The organism is Cellulosimicrobium sp. EB106-03-01-XG111, from assembly GCF_058792115.1.
This window is the reverse complement of record NZ_JBYTEQ010000005.1, coordinates 183,488-205,279: the sequence shown is the minus strand read 5'-3', so window position 1 is coordinate 205,279 and position 21,792 is coordinate 183,488. Positions and strand designations below refer to the sequence as shown.

Here is a 21,792-nt window from a genome sequence, read left to right as displayed (position 1 = left end):
GCCGCCGTCGAGCAGCAGCCGTCGAGCGGCCGTCGAGCCCGGTCGCCTAGGTCGGGTCGTCCTCCCGGCGCGCCCAGCGCTCGGCGTCCCGGAACCCGGCCTCCACCGCTCCCAGGACCTCGTCGGTCGCGTCGACGACGGCGTCGGCGCCCAGCTCGTCCACCGTGCCGGTCCGTTCCAGGAGCCGCCGCATCGCGGGTGTCACCCCGGCGAGGACGAGCCGGTTGCCCTGCGCGGAGAGGCGTCGTGCGGTGCGGTGGAACAGGTCGATCACCGCCGAGGAGGGGATGTCGGGGAGCGTCCGGAGCACGAGGACGAGCACGGCGCGCTCGGCGCCGGTGCCGTCGGGGAACTGGTCCTCGACGCGGGGGAGCGAGGCGAAGAACGACGTCCCCGAGAACTCGAGCACGGTGACCTCGCCGGAGCGCAGCCGTGCGGGAGTCCGTCCCGACGTCCGCCAGCGCCCGTCGGGCTCCCGGGTGAGGAGGACGAGGCGGGACTGGCGCGCCGCCTGCACGCAGTAGAGCAGGAGGGACAGGACGGCGCCGAGGACGATCGCCTGCTGGAGGGGGAGCTGGGTCGTCGCCGCGAAGGTGACGATCATCGCGAGCGACGACAGGGGCGACGTCCGCAGCACGAGGAGGATCTCGTGGCGCTTCCCCCAGACCAGCTCGCCGCCTACGACTAGGATGAGCCCGCCGATCACCGGCATGGGGATGAGCTCGGCCAGGCCGCCGAGGAGGAGCACGACGAGCGCGAGGAACACGCCGCTCACGACGCCCGCCCAGCGGGTCCGTGCGCCCGCCTCGGCGGCGACGCCCGTGCGGGACATCGAGCCGCCGCTGGGCAGCGACTGGAAGAGGCCGCCGGCCACGTTCGCCCAGCCCTGCGAGCGGAAGTCGGCGTTGGTGTCCGAGCGCGAGCCGTCGGGGTTGGGCATCGACGGGGCGATGGACGCGGCCTGCGCGAGCGCGACGAGCGCGACGGCGACGGCGCCCCCGACGAGCGCGGGCGCGACCGAGAGGTCGGGCAGCGACAGGCCGGGGAGGGCGGACGGGATCGAGGCGATGTCGGCGACCTGGCGCACGTCGATGCCCGCCGCGACCACGACGACGGTGACGACGACCAGGGACACGAGGAGCGCCACGGGCACGAGGCGGCGGACCGACCGCGCCAGCGCCCACACGAGGATCGTCCCCGCCGCGACGAGCGTGGACGCGAGGTCCCACGACGTCACGTGGACGAGCCAGTCGCCGAGCTGGTACAGCCGGTTGTCCCCGCGCGGATCGTAGCCGGTCGCGTCGCCGAGGACCCCCGTGATGATCTGGAGCGCGATCCCCGTCGAGAAGCCCACCATGACCGCGTTGGAGACGAAGCTCATCACGGCGCCGAGGCGCAGCGCGCCGAGCACGAGCATCACCAGGCCCACCATGATCGTCAGCGTGGCGACGTTGGCGGGGTCGGTCGGCTCCAGGCCGGCGGCCGCGAGGACGCTCTGCGACGTGAGCGCGATGGCGCTCGTGAGCGTCGTGACCATGAGGACGGTGCGCGCGGTGATCGAGCCGACGATCGCGGGCACGATGCCCGCGTAGAGGCCCGCGACCGGGTTGAACCCGGCGATGGAGGCGTACGCCATGCCCTCGGGGATGGAGAAGAGCCCGGTCACCATGCCCGAGACGACGTCGGAGCGGGTCGGTCGCCCGGCGCGCCGCAGCATCCCGGCCGGGCCGCGCCGCCTGGGCGGTGGCGTGGCGTCGTCACCGGGCCCCGTCACGGTCACCTTCCCCGGCCGTGCCCGTCCGGTCGGCAGCAGGGGCGAGCGCGGGGAACTCGGGGGTCCCCGGAGGGAGGTCGACGCGCAGCGGGCGCATCGAGCGGGCGACGAGCCACAGCGGCAGGACCGCCAGGCAGAGCACGGGGAGCAGGTGCACGTCGCCGACCGTCACGGCTGCCATGAAGAGCGCGAGCCAGCCGTCGCGCGCCACGACGAGGACGGCGCCGAGCACGCCGGCGGAGACGGCGATCGCGGGCGGCACGGCGGGCACGAGGGACGACGCCGAGAGGCCCAGGGCGACGCCGATGAACACCGCGGGGAAGATGCGGCCCCCGCGGAACCCGGCGGCCGCCGCGACGACGAGGGCCACGACCTTGACGAGGGCGATGAGCAGGATCGTGGACCAGGCGAGGGTGTCGGCCCGCTGCGCGAGCTCCTTCATCTCGTCGAGCCCCTTGAACAGCGTGAGCGGCCCGCCGAGGACCCCGAGGAGCCCGAGGACGAGCCCGCCGGCACCGAGCGCGAGCACGGGGCTGCGCAGGCGGTGGAACAGCGTGTGCACGACCGGGAGGGCGACCACCGCGAGCGCCGTGACGAGGGCGGCGGCGGCACCGATGAGCACGCTGCTCAGGACGTCGCCGAGGGCCGGGCCGGGGTAGTCGGGCAGGTCGACGGCGAACGTCGGGGCCCCGACCGCCGTCATGGTGACGGCACCGGCCCCGGCCGCGGCCAGGGGTGCGAACAGCCGGTCGAACAGGGGACCGCTCTGCCCGCCGCGCTCCGCGAAGCTCTCCGTGAGGACGAGCGCGGCGGCGACGGGGGTGGCGAACATCGCGCCGATGGTCCCGGCCAGCGCGAGCGCGACGGCGCCCGGGACGGGGACGCCGAAGCGCGGGCGGCAGAGGAACCCCGCGGCGAGCGCGACGTTGAAGGCGACGATGGGGTTCTCGGGTCCGAGGCTCACCCCTCCGGCGAGGCCGAGGACGAGGGCGAGCGCGAGACCGGGCAAGGCCCGGAGCGGGAGCGGTGCCGCGACGAGCTCCGAGGTGGCCGGGTCGATGCCGGCGTGCCCCGGGGCCCACCGGACCGTGGCGCCCACGAGCAGCCCCGTGACGGTGAGCACGAGGACGGTCCACCACGTGCGCGTGCTCGCGACCCCCCAGGCCTCCGGCAGCCGGTCCCACACGAGGTGCTGGATCCACGTCGCGAGCTCCGACAGGGCGAGCAGCGTCAGGGCGCTGACGACCCCGACGACGAGGGCCGGCACCACGGACCGCAGGAGGCGACCCGACGTCGTGGCGGCTGCCGGCGCGTCGGACACACGGGAAGAGAACCACGCACCCGACCGCACCGCATCCGGAGCCGCGGCGCCGCGCCCCGGCCCGCCGCGGGGTCCTCGGTGCTCGCCGCGCGCGACCCGGGAGGCGGGGATACGTTCGACGCGTCACGGGGCGCGACGGCGCGCCCCCGCCGAACGAACGATCCGGAACGAGGTCTGACGTGGCAACGCTCACCGTGTGGAAGTTCGACACCCCCGAGGGCGCCCAGCGCGCCGAGGACGCGCTCCTCGCCCTCCAGAAGCAGGAGCTCATCCAGGTCCAGGACGCGGCCACCGTGTCCTGGGAGGAGGGCAAGAAGAAGCCGAAGACCCGCCAGGGGAACAGCACGACCGCCGTCGGGGCGCTCGGCGGCACGTTCTGGGGCCTGCTGTTCGGGCTCCTGTTCTTCGTCCCGCTCCTGGGCGCGGCCATCGGTGCGGCGTCCGGCGCCATCGCCGGCGCGCTGACGGACGTCGGCATCGACGACGACTTCATCGACTCCGTGCGCAGCAAGGTCACGCCGGGCACGTCCGCGCTGTTCGTCCTCACGTCGGGCGCCGTCGTCGACCGCGTGCACGAGGCGCTGCAGGCCGAGGGGATCCACGGCGAGCTCGTCCAGACGAACCTCTCCGCCGACGAGGAGGCCAAGCTCCGCGCGGCCTTCGACGAGAACGCCTGAGCGCTCCGCGGCCCGCGAGCCCGCACGGGTGAGGTGCCCGACGGCGGTGCGTGACGCCGTCGGGCACCTCGCCCGCCCGCGTGCTCGCGGCGCGAGCCGTCGTCCCCGGAGATCCCGCCGTCCCGTCCGGGACCGGACCACGAAGGAGGCCGCCCATGGGCGCGGCGATCGGCCAGTCCCTCCCCGTCGCGGTCGGCGTGCTCGTGAGCCCGCTGCCGATCGTCGCCGTCGTGCTCATGCTCGTGAGCGGGCGCGCGAAGGCCAACGCCTTCGCGTTCCTCGTCGGCTGGTTCGTCGCGGTCGGCGCGGTGACGCTCGTCGTCGCGCTCGTGGCGGGGTCCGCCGTCCCGCAGGACGGCGGCCCGCCGCTGTGGGCGGCGATCCTCAAGCTCGTCCTCGGCGTGCTGCTGCTCCTGCTCGCGCTCAAGCAGTGGCGGGGGCGCCCGCGCGACGGCGTCGACCCGCCCGCGCCCCGCTGGATGGCCGCGATCGACGCGTTCACGCCCGTCAAGGCGGCCGGGCTCGCGGTGCTCCTCGGCGCGGTCAACCCGAAGAACCTGCTGCTCGTCGTCTCGGGCGGCGCCGCGATCGCGTCGGCAGCGCCGGGCGACACGACCGCCCAGGTCGTCGCGGCCGTCGTGTTCGCCGTCGTCGCGAGCGTCGGGGTGGCGGCGCCCGTCTTCATCTACCTGTTCATGGGTGCCCGCGCGGCCACGATGCTCGACGCGCTCAAGGCCTGGATGACCCACAACAACGCGGTGATCATGGCCGTCCTGCTGCTCGTCCTCGGGGCCAAGCTGCTCGGCGACGGCATCGCCGCCCTCTGACCGCGTCCGGCGCCCCGCGCCGTCGTCGCGGACCGTGCCGCTAGTCGATGCCCTCGGCGCGCCGCTCGTCGACCGTGCGCTCGGCCTCGAGGTTCGCCTCGCGGTTGCGGCGCCGGCGGCGGGCGGTGCGACCGTCGTCGTCCTTGCCCTTCCCGTCGCCCTTCCCGCTGCCCTTGCCCTTGCCCGGCGTGTGGCCCTCGGAGTCCGGGTCGTGGAGCATGTGCGACTCGATGAGCTCGTGCCGTTGGAGGTAGGTGTTCCCGACGGCCTGGATCGTCGCGGCGATGGGCAGGGCGAGGAACGCGCCCAGCGCGCCGAACACCGCGCCGAACGCGAGCACGACGACGAAGCTCACCGCCGGGTTCATCTCCAGCGCCCGGGCGGAGACCTTGGGGGAGAAGTACAGGTTCTCGAGCTGCTGGTACCCGATGATGAACGCGAGCACGCCCAGGGCCTGCGGCAGCCCCTGCGACGTGAGCGCGACGGCGACGGGCAGCGCGCCGCCGATGTAGGTCCCGATCGTGGGCACGAACTGCGAGACGACGCCCGTGAACACCGCGAGCGGCAGGGCGTACGGCGTCTGGAGGATCAGCAGGAAGACGAACGTGAACACGCTCGACAGCGCGGCGAGCACGATGCGTGAGTTGATGAAGTCCGACACCTTGACCTGGGTGATCTCCCAGAGGCGCAGCACCTCCTCCTGCCGGTTCGGCGTGAGCCAGCGGCACACGGCCGCGCGGAACCGCGGTCCCGCCGCGAGGAGGTAGTAGGTGACGAGGAGGATCGTCAGGCTCGCGAAGACGCCGCCGACGATCGTCGTCGTCACGACGATGGCGCCGGACGCGACGTCGTCGCCGAAGTCGTTGATGACCTGCTTGAGGAGGTCGTCGGAGTCCGGGATGACGACGTCGAAGCGGTCCGCGACGAAGTCCTGGACGCTCGCGTACAGGGCGGGGATCGACTGGACGAGCTGCACGAGCTGCTGGACGAACAGGTTCCCGAACAGGGCGAGCACGACGAGGATCCCGACGAGCGACCCCAGGAGCGCCACGGCGGCGGCCGCGCCGCGGCGCCAGCCGTGCCGCACGAGCCACACGACGATCGGCTCGAGCGCGAGCGCGACGAAGAACGCGATGAGGATGTTGACGCCCAGCGCCTTGAGCTGGCCGAGGGCGTACCAGGCGAAGATGCCGACGAAGACCGCGACGACGGCCATCGCGAGGGCGCGCGGCACCCAGCGCGGCGGGCGTCGCGAGTCGTGCTGGACGGGGCGCGTGCCGGCGTCCGGGACGCCCGACCACGGGTCGTCGGTGGAGGGCGGCGTCGTCATGGCCACGAACCTAGCGGGGCGGCCGGGGAGCGGTCCCGGGACGCGCCGACCTTCCGGATGCCGAACCGTGCGGCCGGTGCCACGATCGATCCGCACGCTCGTCCGGTCGAGGCTCCACGGTTCTCAGGAGGATGGCATGGCACGCTCGTCACAGGTGACGGCATGGGTCGGCTGGGTCTGGTTCGCCGGCATCGTGCTCGTCACGATCGGCTTCTTCAACGCCATCAGCGGCCTGGTCGCCGTGTTCTCCCCGAACAGCCTCGTCGGCGTCTCCGACGCGGGCATCGTCGTCCTCGACGTGTCGACGTGGGGCTGGATCCACCTCGTCATCGGGGTGCTGCTCGTCCTCACCGGCTTCGCGCTGCTGTCCGGCAAGGGCTGGGCGCGCATGGTCGCGATCGTGCTCGTCGTCATCAACGCGATCGCGCAGTTCACGACCCTGCAGGTCACTCCGTGGTGGTCGCTCATCACGATCGTGCTCGACGTCTTCGTCCTGTGGGCGCTCGTCGTGCACGGCGACGAGGCCGAGCGCGCGGCACGCTGACCACCGGCTCGGCACCGCCGTCGCCGCTCGACCCGCTGACAGGAGCACCGTCCATGGCCACGTCCACCTTCGGCCCGGTCGAGATCGTCGCGGTCGCGTTCCCCACCGAGCGCATCCCTGACGGCATCCAGGCCGCCGTCCTCGAGGTGCTCGCGCAGGGCACCGTCACGCTCCTCGACCTCGCCGTGGTCCGGCGCTCGCCCGACGGCGACGTCGAGGTGCTCGAGGTGACCGACCTCGGCGACGAGCTCGCGGTCACCGACGTCGAGCTCTCGGCGGCCGGTCTCGCGGCCGAGGAGGACCTCGACCACGTCGCGGCCGGTCTCGCGCCGGGCACGTCCGCCGTCGTGCTCGTCGTCGAGCACACGTGGGCGCGCGCCCTGGTCGCCGCGACCCGCACGGCCGACGGCGTCGTGCTCCTCAGCGAGCGCGTCCCGGCCGAGGTGGTCAACGAGGTCGCCGACCTCGCGCTCGCCGACGGCTGACCCGCCCCGGTCCGGGCGTCCGCCACCCGGGCGCCGACACGCCCCACAGACAGGAGTGACCACATGCTCGTCCGACGATTCGGGCGCCCCGGGCTCATCGGGACCGCGGCCCGCACCGCCGTCATCGCGGGCACGGCCTCCGCGACCGCAGGCGCCGTGCAGCGCCACCAGGCGAACCGCGCCCAGGAGTCGTGGGAGGCGCAGCGGGCCGCGGGCGCGCAGGACCAGGCGCGCATCGAGGCGGCCGCGCAGCAGGCCGCCGCGCAGTATGCGCAGCCCGCTCCGGCGTCGGTGCAGGACGACCTCCTCGACCAGCTCGAGCGGCTCGGTCAGCTCCACTCCTCCGGCGTGCTGAACGACGCCGAGTTCGCCGCCGCCAAGGCCAAGCTGCTCGGCTGAGAGAAACGGAGAGAACGATGGCCACCTTCACCGTCTGGAAGTTCGACTCCCCCGAAGGCGCCGACGCGGCGTCCCGGATCCTGCACGACTCGGCGTCCGAGCACGCCGTCAAGATCGTCGACACCGCCGTCGTGTCGTGGCCCGAGGGCGCGGCCAAGCCGACGACGCGCCACGGCCACCAGGACGAGTGGCGCGGCACGGGCTGGGGCGCCTTCTGGGGCCTGCTGCTCGGGTCGCTGTTCTTGGTACCCGTGCTCGGTGCCGCGGCCGGGGCGGCGATCGGCGCGTCGACGAAGGCGATGGAGGCCGTCGGGATCGACAAGGACCAGCTCGACCGCATCCGCGAGGGCGTGACGCCCGGGACGTCGGCGCTGTTCGTCGTCACCGAGGACGGCGACCTCGACCGCGTCGGCGAGCGGTTCCACGGGGTCCACGGCACGCTCGTCGCGACGAACCTCACCGACGCCGAGCGGAGCACGCTCCTCGAGACGTTCGGCTGACCCGCGGCGCGTCAGTCGTCGAGGCGCTCCGGGAGCCCGAACAGCGGAAACCACGAGGCCGTGTCGAGGAACGCGTTGATGGCCGTGACGCGGCCGCCCTCCGTCTCGACCACCTGGAGCGCCCACGGCTCGTGACCGCCGCCGGCCGCGCGGCGGTACTGGCCGAACCCGAACGTGCCGTTCACCGCGACCGGGACCATGCGCGAGCCCTCGCACTCGTGACCCGGGCCCGTCATCCACGCGACGATGTCCGCCTGGCCGCGCATCCACAGCGGGTACGGCGGCATCGACAGCGTCGCGTCCTCGTGCAGGATCGCGACCAGCGCGTCCATGTCGTAGCGCTCGAACGCGTCGAGGTAGCGCTCGAGCAGGAGCTTCTCCTCGTCGCCGAGGCCCGCGTTCGCCGCGACCGGCGCGGCGGATCCCGTCTCGTCGCCCAGCCCTGAGCTGTCCCAGTGCGCGCGCGCCGCGAGCGTGGCGCGGGCGCGCTGCAGCGCGCTGTTCACCGACGCCACCGTCGTGTCGAGGAGCTCCGCGACCTCGCTCGCCTGCCAGCGCAGCACCTCGCGCAGCAGCAGCACCGCGCGCTGCCGCGGCGGCAGGAACTGGAGGGCCGCGACGAACGCGAGGCGGATGCTCTCGCGTCCCACCGCGACCTGCGCCGGGTCGCCGTCGTGCGGCAGCACGCGGTCGTCGGGGACGGGCTCGACCCACGTCTCCTCCGGCAGCACCTGGCCCAGGTTCTCCAGCTCCGGGGCCTGCGGCCCGCCCAGGCCCATCGGGCGCTCGCGCCGCTTGCGCGCGCCGAGCGCGTCGAAGCACACGTTCGTCGCGATGCGGTAGAGCCACGAGCGCAGGGCCGAGCGGCCCTCGAAGCGGTCGTAGGACCGCCAGGCGCGCAGGAACGTCTCCTGGACGGCGTCGTCGGCCTCGAACGACGACCCGAGCATGCGGTAGCAGTAGCCGGTGAGCTCGCGCCGGTGGCCGTCGAGGACGGCGTCCAGGTGCTCGCGGTCGGGCAGCGGGGCAGGGGCGGGCGTGGGGGCGGTGCCAGTGGCGGTCGCGGTGGCGTCGCCGCGCAGGGTCGCGGGGGTGGCGAGGTCGGTCATGGTGCTGCCTCTCAGGACTCGGTCGTCTCGACGTGCACGAGGGGTCACGGGTTCGCGCGCGGTGCCCGGGGGGAGTGGCCCACCTCACACACGCTACCGCCGCCCTCCGACACCGCACAGGGGCACCGGACGACCGTCGGGGTCAGCCGTCGAGGTCCAGCTCGAACCACACGGTCTTGACCGCGCGGCCGCCGGCCGCGTCGTCGTCGGCCGCACCGCCGCCAGCCGCACCGCCGCCAGCCGCACCGCTGCCGGCAACGCCGTCGTCGGCAGCGCTGTCGGCCGCCGGGTCGTCGTGGAGGTCGACGCCCCAGCGTGACGCGCACCGTTCCAGGAACTGCACGCCCCGGCCGCCCGTCTCCTCGGGCCGCGGCGAGCGCAGCCTCGGCAGCGCGGTCGACCCGTCCTCGACGCCGACCCGCACCACCCGGTGCCCGACCTCGAGCACCGCCCGGACCGGAGCCGTCCCGTGCTGCACCGCGTTCGTGAGGATCTCGCTCGTCAGGAGCATCGCGACGCGGCGCACCGCGGGCGACACGTCGCAGCTCTCGAGCACGTCGTCGACCCACCGCCGCGCGGGGCCGATCGCCGCCGACGTGTGCTCGACCGGCCGCGTCAGCACGGACGGGCGCCCGGGCGCCGGTGCCCGCGAGACCGTGTGCCGCACGCGCAGGGCGAGGACCGCGACGTCGTCCCGCTGGTCGGCGACGAGGCGGCGGACGAGCGCGTCCGGGAGGGCCGACGTCGCGGTGCCCGCGTGCTCGCCGAGGACGGCCCGCAGGCCGGCGAGGCGCTCGGCGAACGACGTGCCGCGGCGCTCGACGAGGCCGTCGGTGTAGAGGAGCAGCGTGTCGCCCGGCGCGAGGCGCGTGCGGTGGTCGTACCGCGACGTGCTCGGCAGCACCCCCAGCATGAGGTCGGGCGCGGACTCGAGCGTGTCGACCGTCCCGTCGGCGCGCAGCACGAGCGGTGCGGGGTGCCCGGCGTTCGACCACGTGAGGTCGAACCCCTGCGGGGTGCGGTCGAGCCGCACGACGACGGCCGTCGCGCTGGAGTGCAGCGCGAGCCCCCGGTTCGCCCGGTCGAGCAGCCGCAGCAGCACGGCGGGCGGCTCGTCCTGGCACCAGGCGAACGTCCGCAGCATCGACCGGAGCTGGCCCATCTGCGCCGCGGCGCGCATGTCGTGCCCGGTGACGTCGCCGATCATGAGGACGCACGCGTCGTCGTCGAGCACCACCGCGTCGTACCAGTCGCCGCCGACCTGGTCCGTGCGGGTCGCGGACGCGTACGTCGCCGCGAGCTCCGCGCCGCGCACCGGCGGCAGCTCGGTGAGCATCGCGGCCTGGAGGGTCGCCGCGACGCGGTGGCGTTCCTCGAGCAGCCGGACGCGCTCGACCGCGTGCGCGACGTACGACGCGATCGTCGTCTCCGTCTTCACGGCGTCGTCGTCGAACTCGCGGACCGTGTCCCACGCGAGCGCCACGACCCCCAGGAGGCGGTCGTCCGCGAGGACGGGCACGAACGAGCGCGCCTCGACCGTGTCGGGCGCGATGAGCGACGCGGCCTCGGGGAACCGCTCGCCGTACTGCACGTGGTCACGGAAGAACAGGGGCTCGCGCGTCCGTGCCGCGGTCGACGCGGCGCGGTCCGCGTCCACGCGCATGCGGCGGAACGACGCCGGGACCCCCGGCTCCAGGTGGTCCAGCGTCGTGAACTCGAGGCGGGTGCCGCCGCCGTCGAGCAGCGCGAGCCCGGCGTAGCGCGCGCCGATGGCCGCCCCGACGGCGGCCAGCCGCTCGGCGACGTCGCGGACGGACGTCGCGGCGGCGAACGACTCGGACAGCTCCAGGAGCAGGCGCGACCGCTTGTTCGCCGCGAGCGCGACACGCTGCATGCGCCTCGCGCGTGCCCGCGCCAGGCGCAGCCGGAGCTCGGACGTGCACGCGGACGCCAGGTCCGCGAGCGTCGCCAGCTCGTCGTCCGACCAGGTGCGGGGGCGGGGGTCGAACGCGCATAGCGACCCGACCGCACGGCCCTGCGGGTCGAAGATCGGGAAGCCCGCGTAGGCGACGACGCCGATGTCGTCGACGGCCCGCAGCGTGGCCAGGTGCGGGACGGTGCGCGCGTCCTCGACCACGAGCGGGCGGGCCTCGTTCGCCACGAACTGGCAGAACGTGTGGCTGCGCGGGGTCCGGCGCGCCGACTGGTACGGCTCGGGCAGACCGTGCGCTCCGGGCAGCACCGCCTCGTCGTCGAGGACCAGCGTGACGAGCGCCGACGACACCCCGAGCTGCCGGTGCACGAGCCGCGCGAAGCGGTCGAACGACTCGTCCGACGCCGGCTCGGCGAGCCCCGCCTGGACGAGCTCGTGGATCGCCTGGGCGTCGGTCATGGTCCAGTATCACCGGGACGACCCTGGTCAAACAGCGCAACCCGCCCCACCCGGCGCGGCGTCGGGGGTGAAATCGGACAGAAGGGAACGTCGCGTGCGGGTGCTGCGTGTTCCGCTCGTGAGACGACGACACGACGGCGGTCGCTCCCCGAGCGGGGCGGCACGGTGAGCGCGCGGGACCGCCCGAGGCGGTACGAGCTCGTGCTCGAGCAGGAGGACGGGGTGCGGGAGGACGAGGAGCGCAGGCCCGACGACGGGTGGCCGCCCGAGGCGCCGCTCGAGGTCGACGTGGTCGCCCGCCGCACCCGCGACGAGGAGTTCACCGCGTTCATGCGCGAGGCGCGCGACCCGCTGCACCGCATGGCGTACCTCCTGTGCGGGGACCGGCACCGCGCGGAGGAGCTCACGCAGCACGCCCTGGAGCGCACCTACCGCGCGTGGCCGCGAGCGGCGCAGCGCGACCCGCTCGCCTACGCGCGCCGCGTCCTGGCGAACCTGCGGATCGACACGTGGCGCCGCACCCGGCGCGAGGTGCTCGCCGGGCCGGACGAGCTCTCGTCCGCCGAGCGAGCGGCCCGTCCGGCGGCGCGCGACGGCGGAGCGGGCACGGCCGCGGTCGACGACCGGGACGCCGTCGTGCGCGCGCTGCTCGCGCTCCCGGTCCGGCAGCGGCGCGTCGTCGTGCTGCGCCACCTGCTGGACCTCAGCGAGAACGAGGTCGCGGCCGAGCTCGGCATGCCCGTCGGCACCGTGAAGTCGACGGCGTCGCGCGGCCTCGCCCGCCTCCGCACCCTCCTCGGCGCCCTCGACGAGAGCGCCCCCACGACCAGCGGAAGGACCGCCCGATGAGCCGCGCAACCGGTTCGACCCCCGCCCCGCCCGACGACGACTTCCTCGCGCGGCTGCGACGCACGGCCGACGACGCCGTCCCGCCCTCCACGCTCGACCTCGACGTGGTCCTGCGGTCGAGCCGGCGCGGTGCGCAGCGGCGTCGGTCCCTCGCGGGGGTCGCGGGCGTCGTCGCGCTGGGGCTCGTCGGCACGGGCGTCGTCACGGCGGGCGGCCCCGGCGGCGTGCGCGAGCTCGCGCGCGAGGTCGTCACCGGCTCCCCGGGCTACGAGGTGCTGGTCGCCGAGCCGACCACGGTCGACGTCGCGCCCGGCGTCGTCGCCGTCGCCGAGCCCGCGACCTACCTGCGCGACGACGGCACGTACGTCCTCGACCTCGGCCTCGGCGCGTGGCGCGACGGCGACAGGTTCTTCGTCGAGTACGACCCGGGCTCCGAGGCGGAGGGGGCCGCGCCGGCCGTGCGCGTGGTGGCTGGTGACGACGGCGACCTCCGACGCCTCCGGCGTGGTGAGGATGCGGGCACCGTCGTGCGCTCCGGTCACGCGAGGATGGTCGTCGTGGAGCGCGCTGCGAGCGACGAGCGGCTCGTGCTCGGGTTGTCGCCGTTCGACGGCGACGGGGAGCTCTGGGCCGTGCTCGCGGGCGAGGTCACGGATGCGACCGGCGCCTCCGTGACCAGCCTCGCGGTGCCGACCAGCGTCCACGGCGGACGCGTCCTCTACGCGATGGTGCTCGGCACCTCGGCCGCCCCCGGTCCGGAGATCCGGGGCCTGACCTCGTACGACACCGAGGTGTGGAGCACCGAGACGTGCGAGAGCGCCGTGCCGGGCGAGGGCGGGTTCTCCGACTGTCGCACCGAGTACGACCCGGCGACGGGCAGGTCCGACGCGCTGCTGCGCGAGGCTCCGCCGGGCGCCCCCGAAGTCCTGGGCGCGCTGCGCTCCGTCGTGGAGGAACGCGGCGAGCCGGACGTGTACGCGCTCCTGGACGCGTGCCTGGACGTGCGGGGCGAGCCCCGGTCCACGCCGGCCACCGGAGGGTCCCTCGACGTCCCGCCCGGGGTGCGCGGTGACACCTGGCGGCAGTGCCTCATGGACGCCGCGCTCGTGCGCGACGAGTTCTGGCGGGACTACCGGGAGGCGCAGGGCGCGGGATGACGGTCGTCAGGTGCCCCCGCGGGCCCGGAGGTCCGTGACCGCGTGCTCGGCGCCCTGCGCGTCGAGGTAGGTGCCGCCGCGGACGTCGGGGACGAGCGCGGCGTCGGGCCCGGTCGTGAAGCGGTGGACGAGCGGGTGCCCGGTGGGCACGTCGAGGTCCTGGACCTCCTCGGGCGTGAGGTCGTCGACGAGCACGGACAGGGCGCGCAGCGAGTTGCCGTGCCCGACGACGAGCACCGCCTCCCCGTGCAGGAGCCGCGCGCGGGTGGCGGCCCAGAAGGGGCGCAGGCGCTCGACGACGTCCGCGAGGGACTCGGCGTCCGGCCGCAGGGTGGCGCGCGCGGCGTCGGGCAGCCGCAGGAGCGTGTCGTCGACGAGGGCGCGCGCCGGGTCGTCGGCGGCGAGCGGCGGCGGCCGGTGCAGGTACGACCGGCGGTAGCGCCAGTAGGCGGCCTCGCCGTAGTCGCGGCGGACGACGTCGCGCAGCTTGTCGGTGAACGCGCCGTAGTGCCGCTCGACGAGCCGCCACTCGACCGCGAGCGGCGGCGGCCCGGGCAGGGCCTCGGCCACGACGGCGGCCGTCGCGGACGCGCGCACGAGCGGCGAGGTCACGACGCGCCGCGGGGCGAGCGCGGGCTCGCGCGCGACGGCGTCCGCGAGGAGGCGCGACGCGCGTCGCGCCTCGGCGACCCCGACGTCGGAGAGCGGCACGTCGAGCAGCCCGGTGAAGCGGTCGCCCGCGTTGAACGTGCTCTGCCCGTGCCGCACGAGCACGAGCGCCCCGGGCGACGGGTCCACGCGTCAGACCTCGAGCAGGCCGCGCTGGTGCGCGAGCGAGACGGCCTCGGCGCGCCCCGACGCCCCGAGCTTGGCGAGGACGTTCGACACGTGCACGCTCACCGTCTTCCCCGAGATGAACAGGCGCTCGCCGATCTGCCGGTTGGTCAGGCCCTGCGCGACGAGCAGCAGGACCTCCTCCTCGCGCTCGGTGAGGACGGCGGTCGTGGACCGGCGGACGCCGGGCAGGTCGAGGCGACCGCGACGCCCGAGCGCGCGGACCGCCTCGGCGAGCGGCGTCGCGCCCATGGCCTCGGCCTCCTCGAGGGCCTGCGCGGCCTCGATCTCGGCGGCGTTGCGGTCGCCCGCACCGAGCAGGGCCTGCGCCCACCGGAACCGGGACCGCGCGACCTCGTACCGGTAGCCGTAGTCGAAGAGGCGCGTCGTCTCCTCCCACAGCGCGGGGTCGTCCGTGCCGGTGAGGCGCGAGTGCTCCGCCGCGGCGCGCGCGAGCCACGCCCGGCCCTCCGGCCCGAGCCGACCCCCGCGGGGGCGGCCGCGCTCGGCGGTCGTGCGGGCGGCGTCGAGCAGCTCGGCCCCGCGCGCGACGAGCTCGCGGACCGTGGTGGCCCCGGCCGCGCCCTGGAGACGGGCGGCGTCCGCGGCGTCGGCGAGGGCGGCGAGCGCGAGGGCGGAGATCCAGATGCGGCCCAGGAAGTAGTCGCTCCACGTGCGACCCAGGTGGTCGACGAGCTCGACGGCGAGCGCCACGGCCTCGTCGCGGCGTCCGGCCCACGTGAGGGCGTCGATCGAGCACCCGCCGGAGATGAGCGCGATCTGCCCGTCCCGGAACCAGTCGCGGCGCAGCGCGGTGCCCCGGGCGATCGCGTCCGCGTCGCCGCGCGCGACGGCGGCGTAGAGCTGGACGCACGAGAGCTGCGGCGCGGAGCCCTCGGGCATGGTCTCGCCCGCGGTGGCCGTGGGGGTGAGGTCGCCGAGCACGTACCGGACGAGGTCGCGGAACAGGCGCAGCTCGACGCCGTACGCGCTCCACCCGAGGCCGGTCGCCCGCGCGCGGTCGAGACCGTCCTCCGTGACCTGGAGGGCCTCGTCGATGCGGCCCGCGTAGTAGCGGTTCGCGGCGATGTTGTACCAGCAGCGCAGCTCCGTGAGGATGTCGCCCGCCTCGACCGCGCGCTCCCGGGCCTGGGCGAGCAGCACCGCGGCGCGGTCGTCGTCCGCGACCTCGAGGATCGCCATCGTGGTCAGCACGTCGGCCTCGACGTCGGGCGCGTCGAGGCGGTGCGCGACGTCGATCGCCTCGGCCGCGACCTCGGCGGCGAGCTCGTCGAGGTCGGCGTTCATCGCGGCGCGCGCCCGCATGGCCAGGGTCCACGCGCGGTCGAGCGACGGCGGCTCGGCGGGCAGGACGGCGAGCGCCGCCTCGGTGTGCGCGAGGGTCTCCTCGACCTCCTCCGTGCCGAGCAGGTACCGGGACAGCACGTGCCGCAGCGACGCCTGCCGCATCGGGTCGTCGGCGGTGCCCTCGACGACGCGCCGGGCGAGCGCGACCGCGCGGTCCGGCTCGCCCGCGCGGCTCGCGGCCCCGGCGGCGGCGAGCGCCACCGTGACGCGGTCCTCCCCGAGGAGGGTCGCGGCGTCGGGCACGGCCTGCCACAGCGCGAGCACCTGCTCGAGGTGCCGGAGCTCCTCCGCGGGCGCGAGCACGCGCGCCGCCTTGCGCGCCGCGGCGCGCGACGCCGTGAGCGCGGCCGGGAGGTCGTGCGCGGCGAGCGCGTGGTGGGCCCGCAGGGCGGGGGACCCGAGCGCCGGGTCGTCGTCGAGCGCGGCGAGGTACGCGCGGTGCACGCCGACGCGCTCGCCCGGGAGCAGGTCGGACGCGACCGCCTCGGCGAGCAGCGCGTGCCGGAACACGACCGTGTCGCGGGCGCCGTCGCCCTCGACCGCGAGGACGTGGTGCGCGATCGCCTCGCGCAGCGCGGCGTCGAACGGGCGCCCGGACGACCGGTCCGCGGGCTCGCCGTCGTCGGTGTCCCGCGCCAGCGCGGCGCGCAGGAGCGGCTCGCTCACCTGGCGTCCCGAGACCGACGCGACGCGCACGAGGTGCTGGACGGCCGGGTCGAGCCCCTCCAGGCGGGCGCGCAGCACGTCCGCGAGCGACCACGGCAGCTCGTCGCCCAGGCCGGACTCGACGAGCTCCTCGGCGAAGTAGGCGTTCCCCTCGGAGCGCGTGCGCACGGACTCGAACGCCGCGGGCGGCAGCGGGCTGCCGGCGAGCGCCGTCGTGAACTCCCGCAGCTCGCGCTCGGTGAAGGGCGAGAGCTGCACGTGCTCGACGCGCGGGTGGCGCAGCAGCTCCGCGAGCACCGGGCGCAGGGGGTGGCGGCGGTGCAGGTCGTCCGCGCGGTAGCTCGCGACGACGAGGACGTGCTCCGCGCGCAGGCGCGCCACGACGAAACGCAGGACGTCGCGGCTCGACGGGTCCGCCCAGTGCAGGTCCTCGACGACGAGGACGAGCGGCGCCTCAGGCGTCCCGGACGCCGCGATCGCGGCGGCGACGCTCTCGAAGAGCTGGAGGCGCTCGCCCTGGCTCTGCTCGTCGTCGGCCGGGGTGCCGGCGTCGAGCAGGCGCGCGAGCGCGGGACGGGCCGCGACCGTCTCGTCGACGGCGGGGTGCTGGGCGCGCAGGGTCGTGAGCGCCTCGGAGAAGGGGAGGTAGGGGAGGCCGACCTCGCCGAGGTCGACGCAGTGGCTCCACACCACCGTCGCGCCCGTCCCGGCCGCGAGCTCCGCCGCACGGGTGAGCAGGCGCGTCTTGCCCACCCCGGCGTCCGCGCCGACGAGCACGACGCCCGGCTCGCCGCGGCGCGCGCGCTCGACCGCCGCGGCGAGCACGTCGAGCTCGGCCGCGCGGGCCACGAAGGGCGCGCGCGTGGAGGGTCGGGGCACGGTCCCCATCCTCGCAGCGGGCACCGACACGTGACCAGCCGATTGACCGCCCGGCGCCGACCGGGCCACCCCGCCGGACACGACGACGCCGCCGGCGAGAGGTGCCTCGTCGGCGGCGTCGGGCGGCGCGGTCATCGCGCCGGGTGGTCGTGGCGACGACGACGGCCGCGCCACCAGTGCAGCAGCGCGGGCTCGTCGTGCCGCAGGTCCGCCCGCAGACGCTCCGCGCGGTACTCCAGGTCCGCGTCGAACGTCGGATCGATGTGCGTGCTCATGGTCGTCCCCGTCTCCCAGGCTCCCTGCCTGTCCGACACTCACAGTCGTCCTGAGCACCGGGCCGTCGCATCGGTCGACCGCGCACCGTTCGTCGGGGGGTGCCTTAGGCCGGGCGTCGACCGTGGCCTGAGGCGTCTGAGGTGGCCCCCCGTGCCTAAGGCACCGGCGCGGTCGTCCTGGTCCGGTCCGGCGCCGGCACGGTGCTCGCCGCCCTGAGATGCGGGTGAGGGGGGCGCGCGCAGGCTGGGGAGACCAACCGAGCGCCGAGGAGGCACGATGCGCGCCATGACGTACCGCGGGCCGTACAAGGTCCGGGTCGAGGAGAAGCCGGAGCCGGTGATCGAGCACCCGAACGACGCCGTCGTCCGGGTCACGCGGGCGGCGATCTGCGGGTCCGACCTGCACCTCTACCACGGGATGATGCCCGACACCCGGGTCGGCCACACGTTCGGCCACGAGATCGTCGGGGTCGTCGAGGAGGTCGGCCCTTCGGTGCGGAACCTCAACGTCGGGGACCGCGTGATGGTGCCGTTCAACATCTACTGCGGCTCGTGCTTCTTCTGCGCGAGGGGCCTCTACTCGAACTGCCACAACGTCAACCCGAACGCGACGGCGGTGGGCGGCATCTACGGGTACTCGCACACGACCGGCGGGTACGACGGCGGCCAGGCGCAATACGTCCGCGTCCCGTTCGCGGACGTCGGCCCCTCGGTGATCCCGGACTGGCTCCACCCCGAGGACGCGCTCCTGTGCACGGACGCGCTCGCGACCGGGTACTTCGGCGCGCAGCTCGCGGAGATCGCCGCGGGGGACGTCGTGGTGGTCCTGGGCGCCGGGCCGGTCGGGCTCTTCGCGGCCCGCACGGCGTGGTTGCTCGGCGCCGCACGCGTCATCGTCGTCGACCACCTCGAGTACCGGCTCGCCAAGGCCCGCGAGTTCGCTCTCGCGGAGACGGTGAACTTCACCGAGGTCGACGACGTCGTCCTGCACCTCAAGAAGGAGACCGACTGGCTCGGTGCCGACCGCGTGGTCGACGCCGTCGGGGCCGAGGCCGACGGCAACCTGCTCCAGCACGTCACGAGCGCGAAGCTCAAGCTCCAGGCGGGCTCGCCGGTCGCGCTGAACTGGGCGATCGACGCCGTGCGCAAGGGCGGCACCGTCTCCGTCATGGGCGCCTACGGCCCGCTGTTCACGTCGGTGAAGTTCGGCGACGCGATGAACAAGGGCCTCACGCTGCGGATGAACCAGGCGCCCGTGAAGCGTCAGTGGCCCCGGCTCCTGGAGCACGTCCGCGCGGGCTACCTCACGCCGCGCGACGTCATCACCCACCACGTGCCGCTCGAGCACATCGCCGAGGGCTACCACATCTTCTCCGCCAAGCTCGACGGGTGCATCAAGCCCGTCGTCGTCGTGGACGAGGACTGAGGAGGAGCACCATGACGCACGCCGCACCGCACGACCCGTCCACCGCGACCCGGTCGCCCGCCACCGAGACGCCGTACGTCGCCGGCCCCGCCCAGCGGCCCGTGGACGCCGACGCGCTCCGCGCCCGCGTCCCCGGCTGGGGCGTCGACCTGGACCCGAGGGACCGGCCGTCGTACCCACGGGAGATCTACGACCCCGCGGCCACGGGTGCCCACTGGGACGTCCCGGAGCAGCAGCCCGAGCTCCGGCCGCGCGAGCGGTCGGTCGAGCACGCGCACCTGACCCCGGTGTTCGGCACCTCCGCGCCGCTGCACGGGGCGTCGGGCGCCGTGCGGCGGTACGCGTACCGCCGGTTCAGCGAGGGCCGGGCCGCGCACTGGCTCCTGCTCCTCGCGGGCGACCGCGTCGACGCCGTCGAGAGCCACCTGCGGTCGTTCGCCTCGCTGCACCCGGACGACCCGGTGACCGAGACCGGCGTCGTCGGCGAGATCCACGGGCACGGGATCCGCTCGCGGCGCGGGCGGGTCGACACGCGACACCAGGTGCTCGACCCGGTCCTCGTGGCGGGGCCGTGGGTCGCGGCGGCCGGTGTCGGGGTGTGGGCCCTCCGGGCGCTCGTGCGCCGCGCCCGGCGCTGAGACCGGCGCGGGACGCAGCGACGCGATCCGCGGTCAGTCCGTCTCCAGCTCCGTCGCGAGGACCGGTCGTCCGCCGAGCGGCTGGACCGGGCGCGCGTTGCCCTGGGGGAGCTCGGGCCCGTCGAAGAGCTCCCCCAACCCCCGCACCTGGCCCGACGAGAGCGAGCGGACGTCCTGCGCCACGAACCACGTGACGGTCTCGGAGCAGGGCGGCGTCGTGAGCGACCCCGCGTAGGAGTAGACGTCCAGGTCGTCCGGGACGACGCGGTCGAGGGCGAGCGTGACCCGGCGCGCGTCGTCCTCCGGGGATCCCGGCAGGTCGGACAGGACCGGGTGCAGCGCCGCGTCGGCCGCACGTTCGCGGTAGAGCAGGCCCACGACCGCCAGGCTGCCGTCCGGCGCGGCATGGACCAGGTGCAGCTCCACCGGCTGCGCCACCCCGGAGAGCCGGTGCTCGCTCGGCGTGTGGAAGTGGAGCTGACGCAGCGCGTAGGCGGTGCCGCCCACGTCGAGCGTGCCCGCGCCGGCCGGCACGTCGACCTGCACGGTGTGCCCGGTGTGCCGCACCGTCACCTCGCTCGACCGCGCGTAGTCCAGCGCGACGTCCTCGACGGGAGTGCCGTCGGCGTCGGCGGCGGACCCCCGACGGATGTCGACCGGCGACTGCGCGGCGCCCTCGCAGGCCGGGTAGCGGTCGCCCCAGGTCTCCGGTCCTCGCTCGGCGTAGTCCCAGCCGCCCGAGGCGGACGCCGGGACCAGGAAGCCCGTCGCCACGACGGCGACGCCCACGGCGGCCGCCCGTACTCCGGTCCTGCGCACGGCACGAGTCATCGTCAACGCCTCCTGTTGTCCTCTCCGACGCGGCCGGGCGGTCGCTCGGTCGCGTCCAGGACGCTAGGAGCGTCCCGAGACGCTGGACAACACCCCTACGTGGTCTCCGTAGGCGGCCGCGCGCGCCGGTACGGGACGACCCGTACCGAACGTCGTGTGTCGTGCGTCACTCCTCCCGTTGCCAACGGCGGGACCCCGGCGCAGACTGGACGCAGGACCGGACCCGCTGTGGGGGTGACCTCGTGACCGACACCTACGACATGCTGCCGATGCTGGGCCGTGGCAAGCACCGCAACCCGAAGAAGGGTGCGTGCTTCATGGAGCTCGCGTCGTATCTCGCGGGAGAGCGCTGGAGCGACCATCCACGGTGCACGCACCCGCTGCTCGCGATGCTCGCGCGCGCGGTGAACGACCTCACGGTCGACCCGGAGCGCCCGAAGCTCGCGCCGCTCATCCCGTCCGTCATCGGACTGACGAGCGACGACCCGCACTGGGACGTGCGCATCGCGCTGCGCGCCGCGGTGACGGCGCTGCCGATCGCCCCGGCGGACCGGCAGCAGACCCTCGCGGTGGCGATCATCGGCGCCGAGAAGATGCTCGACGTCCTCGACGACCGCCCCGCGGGCACGCTGAGCGCCGAGTCGGCCGACGCGCTCGCGAGCTGCCCGCGCACCGCGCGGTGGGCGCAACGGTTCTGCGAGGGCGCGCGCCTGCGGCCCACCCGGTTCGTGCGCGACGCCGCGCCGAGCATCATCTCCGCGGCGGTGCAGGGCATCGCCGAGGCGTGCGTGAGCGACCCGGACGAGCGTCTGCGCGCGCTGCTCTCCGCGACGATCGACGACTGCCGCGCCTGGGCCGCGGCAGAGCCCGCGCCCGCTCTCGACCCCGAGGCGTGGGCGCCGGTCGTCCGGGCCGCCGGGGCGGGGGCGCGGTGACGACGGACCGCGCGCCGAACGTCAACGGCGAGGGTCTGGACGACCCTGCGCTCGCGGCCGCCCTGGCCACCGCGGTGCGCGTCGAGGTGCCGCCGAGCGGCACCGGGTGCGCCGAGTGCGACGAGGCCGGCGGCTGGTGGGTGCACCTGCGCCGGTGCGCGACGTGCGGGCACGTCGGCTGCTGCGACACGTCGCCCGCGCAGCACGCGACCGCGCACTACGACGAGACCGGCCACCGGCTCATGCGCTCGTTCGAGCCCGGTGAGGAGTGGTACTGGGACTTCGAGACCGAGCAGGTGCTCGAGGGCCCGCACCTCGCCGCGCCGCTGTCCCGGCCGCCCGAGCAAGGGTCGCCGGGCCCCGCCGACCGCGTGCCGCCCGACTGGACGTCGCTCATCCACCGCTGACCCTTTCGCAACCCTCGGCCTCTGGCCGAGGGTTGTGCGTGCGGGGTTCTCTTCCACCGCTCCGGCCGCTCTCGAGGGCGCGGTGCACGATGCGCGCAACGCCGCCCGCGTCGCTTCACGTGTCGCCCGTCGCAGCCCGATGTCGCCACGCCGTGGCCCCGGTCGCCTG

The 21,792-nt window shown here is 75.2% G+C and carries 21 protein-coding genes; 12 read left to right on the top strand and 9 right to left on the bottom strand.

Annotated elements, in window-relative coordinates; genetic code table 11:
• Positions 1-46: 46 nt before the first annotated feature.
• Entirely contained in the window at positions 47-1,774 is a 1,728-nt protein-coding gene (locus AC3WT4_RS06510; protein WP_492315024.1) for a SulP family inorganic anion transporter, read from the bottom strand.
• Positions 1,758-3,095, bottom strand: a complete 1,338-nt coding sequence (locus AC3WT4_RS06505) for an ion channel protein (RefSeq protein ID WP_492315023.1) — start codon at positions 3,093-3,095, stop codon at positions 1,758-1,760. Before AC3WT4_RS06505 ends, AC3WT4_RS06510 begins: the two co-directional genes overlap by 17 nt.
• 179 nt (positions 3,096-3,274) lie before the next feature.
• Between AC3WT4_RS06505 and AC3WT4_RS06500 the strand changes: the two genes are divergently transcribed.
• The gene (locus AC3WT4_RS06500) at positions 3,275-3,772 is read left to right on the top strand and encodes a DUF1269 domain-containing protein (protein ID WP_492315022.1); all 498 of its coding nucleotides are present in this window, start codon (positions 3,275-3,277) and stop codon (positions 3,770-3,772) included.
• A 155-nt stretch (positions 3,773-3,927) separates the two neighbouring features.
• Positions 3,928-4,599 carry a GAP family protein gene (locus tag AC3WT4_RS06495; RefSeq protein ID WP_492315021.1) on the top strand — a complete coding sequence of 224 codons (672 nt, stop codon included), beginning with the start codon at positions 3,928-3,930 and terminating at the stop codon, positions 4,597-4,599.
• A 40-nt stretch (positions 4,600-4,639) separates the two neighbouring features.
• On the opposite strand, the gene AC3WT4_RS06490 is transcribed toward AC3WT4_RS06495, so the two are convergent.
• Positions 4,640-5,929, bottom strand: a complete 1,290-nt coding sequence (locus tag AC3WT4_RS06490; protein ID WP_257419023.1) for an AI-2E family transporter — start codon at positions 5,927-5,929, stop codon at positions 4,640-4,642.
• A gap of 136 nt (positions 5,930-6,065) precedes the next feature.
• Here AC3WT4_RS06490 and AC3WT4_RS06485 point away from each other — a divergent pair, with 136 nt between their 5' ends.
• The 4 genes from AC3WT4_RS06485 (at position 6,066) to AC3WT4_RS06470 (ending at position 7,857) form a co-directional block, all read left to right on the top strand.
• Positions 6,066-6,473 (top strand): DUF7144 family membrane protein, encoded by a 408-nt coding sequence (locus tag AC3WT4_RS06485; RefSeq protein WP_061268379.1) that lies wholly within the window; start codon positions 6,066-6,068, stop codon positions 6,471-6,473.
• A 53-nt stretch (positions 6,474-6,526) separates the two neighbouring features.
• Positions 6,527-6,958, top strand: coding sequence for a DUF6325 family protein (locus AC3WT4_RS06480; RefSeq protein ID WP_108048232.1), 432 nt, complete (start codon positions 6,527-6,529; stop codon positions 6,956-6,958).
• Positions 6,959-7,021: 63 nt separating this feature from the next.
• Entirely contained in the window at positions 7,022-7,357 is a 336-nt protein-coding gene (locus AC3WT4_RS06475) for an SHOCT domain-containing protein (protein WP_492315020.1), read from the top strand.
• 17 nt (positions 7,358-7,374) lie between these two features.
• Positions 7,375-7,857 carry a DUF1269 domain-containing protein gene (locus tag AC3WT4_RS06470; RefSeq protein ID WP_034655964.1) on the top strand — a complete coding sequence of 161 codons (483 nt, stop codon included), beginning with the start codon at positions 7,375-7,377 and terminating at the stop codon, positions 7,855-7,857.
• Positions 7,858-7,868: 11 nt separating this feature from the next.
• Here the strand turns inward: AC3WT4_RS06470 and AC3WT4_RS06465 are convergent, their stop codons facing one another.
• Positions 7,869-8,966 (bottom strand): sigma-70 family RNA polymerase sigma factor, encoded by a 1,098-nt coding sequence (locus AC3WT4_RS06465; protein ID WP_108048230.1) that lies wholly within the window; start codon positions 8,964-8,966, stop codon positions 7,869-7,871.
• A gap of 142 nt (positions 8,967-9,108) precedes the next feature.
• Positions 9,109-11,358, bottom strand: a complete 2,250-nt coding sequence (locus tag AC3WT4_RS06460) for a SpoIIE family protein phosphatase (protein WP_492315019.1) — start codon at positions 11,356-11,358, stop codon at positions 9,109-9,111.
• Positions 11,359-11,523: 165 nt separating this feature from the next.
• Between AC3WT4_RS06460 and AC3WT4_RS06455 the strand changes: the two genes are divergently transcribed.
• Both AC3WT4_RS06455 and AC3WT4_RS06450 read left to right on the top strand, forming a co-directional pair.
• Complete coding sequence (locus AC3WT4_RS06455; RefSeq protein WP_492315018.1) at positions 11,524-12,207, top strand: SigE family RNA polymerase sigma factor; 684 nt, start codon at positions 11,524-11,526, stop codon at positions 12,205-12,207.
• A complete protein-coding gene (locus AC3WT4_RS06450) occupies positions 12,204-13,364 on the top strand; it encodes a hypothetical protein (RefSeq protein WP_492315017.1) in 1,161 nt (386 codons plus the stop codon). The genes AC3WT4_RS06455 and AC3WT4_RS06450 overlap by 4 nt, the downstream gene beginning before the upstream one ends.
• 6 nt (positions 13,365-13,370) lie before the next feature.
• Here AC3WT4_RS06450 and AC3WT4_RS06445 read toward each other — a convergent pair whose 3' ends face one another.
• From AC3WT4_RS06445 to AC3WT4_RS06435, 3 genes are all read right to left on the bottom strand, one after another.
• Positions 13,371-14,162 carry a 2,3-bisphosphoglycerate-dependent phosphoglycerate mutase gene (locus AC3WT4_RS06445; RefSeq protein WP_492315016.1) on the bottom strand — a complete coding sequence of 264 codons (792 nt, stop codon included), beginning with the start codon at positions 14,160-14,162 and terminating at the stop codon, positions 13,371-13,373.
• Positions 14,163-14,165: 3 nt separating this feature from the next.
• Positions 14,166-17,111, bottom strand: a complete 2,946-nt coding sequence (locus AC3WT4_RS06440; RefSeq protein ID WP_492315015.1) for a helix-turn-helix transcriptional regulator — start codon at positions 17,109-17,111, stop codon at positions 14,166-14,168.
• A gap of 131 nt (positions 17,112-17,242) precedes the next feature.
• Complete coding sequence (locus AC3WT4_RS06435; RefSeq protein WP_158097151.1) at positions 17,243-17,386, bottom strand: hypothetical protein; 144 nt, start codon at positions 17,384-17,386, stop codon at positions 17,243-17,245.
• A 277-nt stretch (positions 17,387-17,663) separates the two neighbouring features.
• Here AC3WT4_RS06435 and AC3WT4_RS06430 point away from each other — a divergent pair, with 277 nt between their 5' ends.
• Together AC3WT4_RS06430 and AC3WT4_RS06425 are read left to right on the top strand one after the other, a co-directional pair.
• Positions 17,664-18,812, top strand: coding sequence for a zinc-dependent alcohol dehydrogenase (locus AC3WT4_RS06430; RefSeq protein WP_400112088.1), 1,149 nt, complete (start codon positions 17,664-17,666; stop codon positions 18,810-18,812).
• An 11-nt stretch (positions 18,813-18,823) separates the two neighbouring features.
• The gene (locus tag AC3WT4_RS06425; protein ID WP_286185792.1) at positions 18,824-19,450 is read left to right on the top strand and encodes a PWWP domain-containing protein; all 627 of its coding nucleotides are present in this window, start codon (positions 18,824-18,826) and stop codon (positions 19,448-19,450) included.
• A gap of 33 nt (positions 19,451-19,483) precedes the next feature.
• Here the strand turns inward: AC3WT4_RS06425 and AC3WT4_RS06420 are convergent, their stop codons facing one another.
• Positions 19,484-20,281: a carbonic anhydrase gene (locus tag AC3WT4_RS06420; RefSeq protein ID WP_492315014.1), complete on the bottom strand. Its 798-nt coding sequence runs from the start codon at positions 20,279-20,281 to the stop codon at positions 19,484-19,486.
• A gap of 242 nt (positions 20,282-20,523) precedes the next feature.
• On the opposite strand from AC3WT4_RS06420, the gene AC3WT4_RS06415 reads away from it, so the two are divergent.
• Entirely contained in the window at positions 20,524-21,216 is a 693-nt protein-coding gene (locus AC3WT4_RS06415; RefSeq protein WP_240696626.1) for a hypothetical protein, read from the top strand.
• 35 nt (positions 21,217-21,251) lie between these two features.
• Entirely contained in the window at positions 21,252-21,623 is a 372-nt protein-coding gene (locus AC3WT4_RS06410) for a UBP-type zinc finger domain-containing protein (protein WP_400112279.1), read from the top strand.
• Positions 21,624-21,792 lie beyond the last annotated feature (169 nt).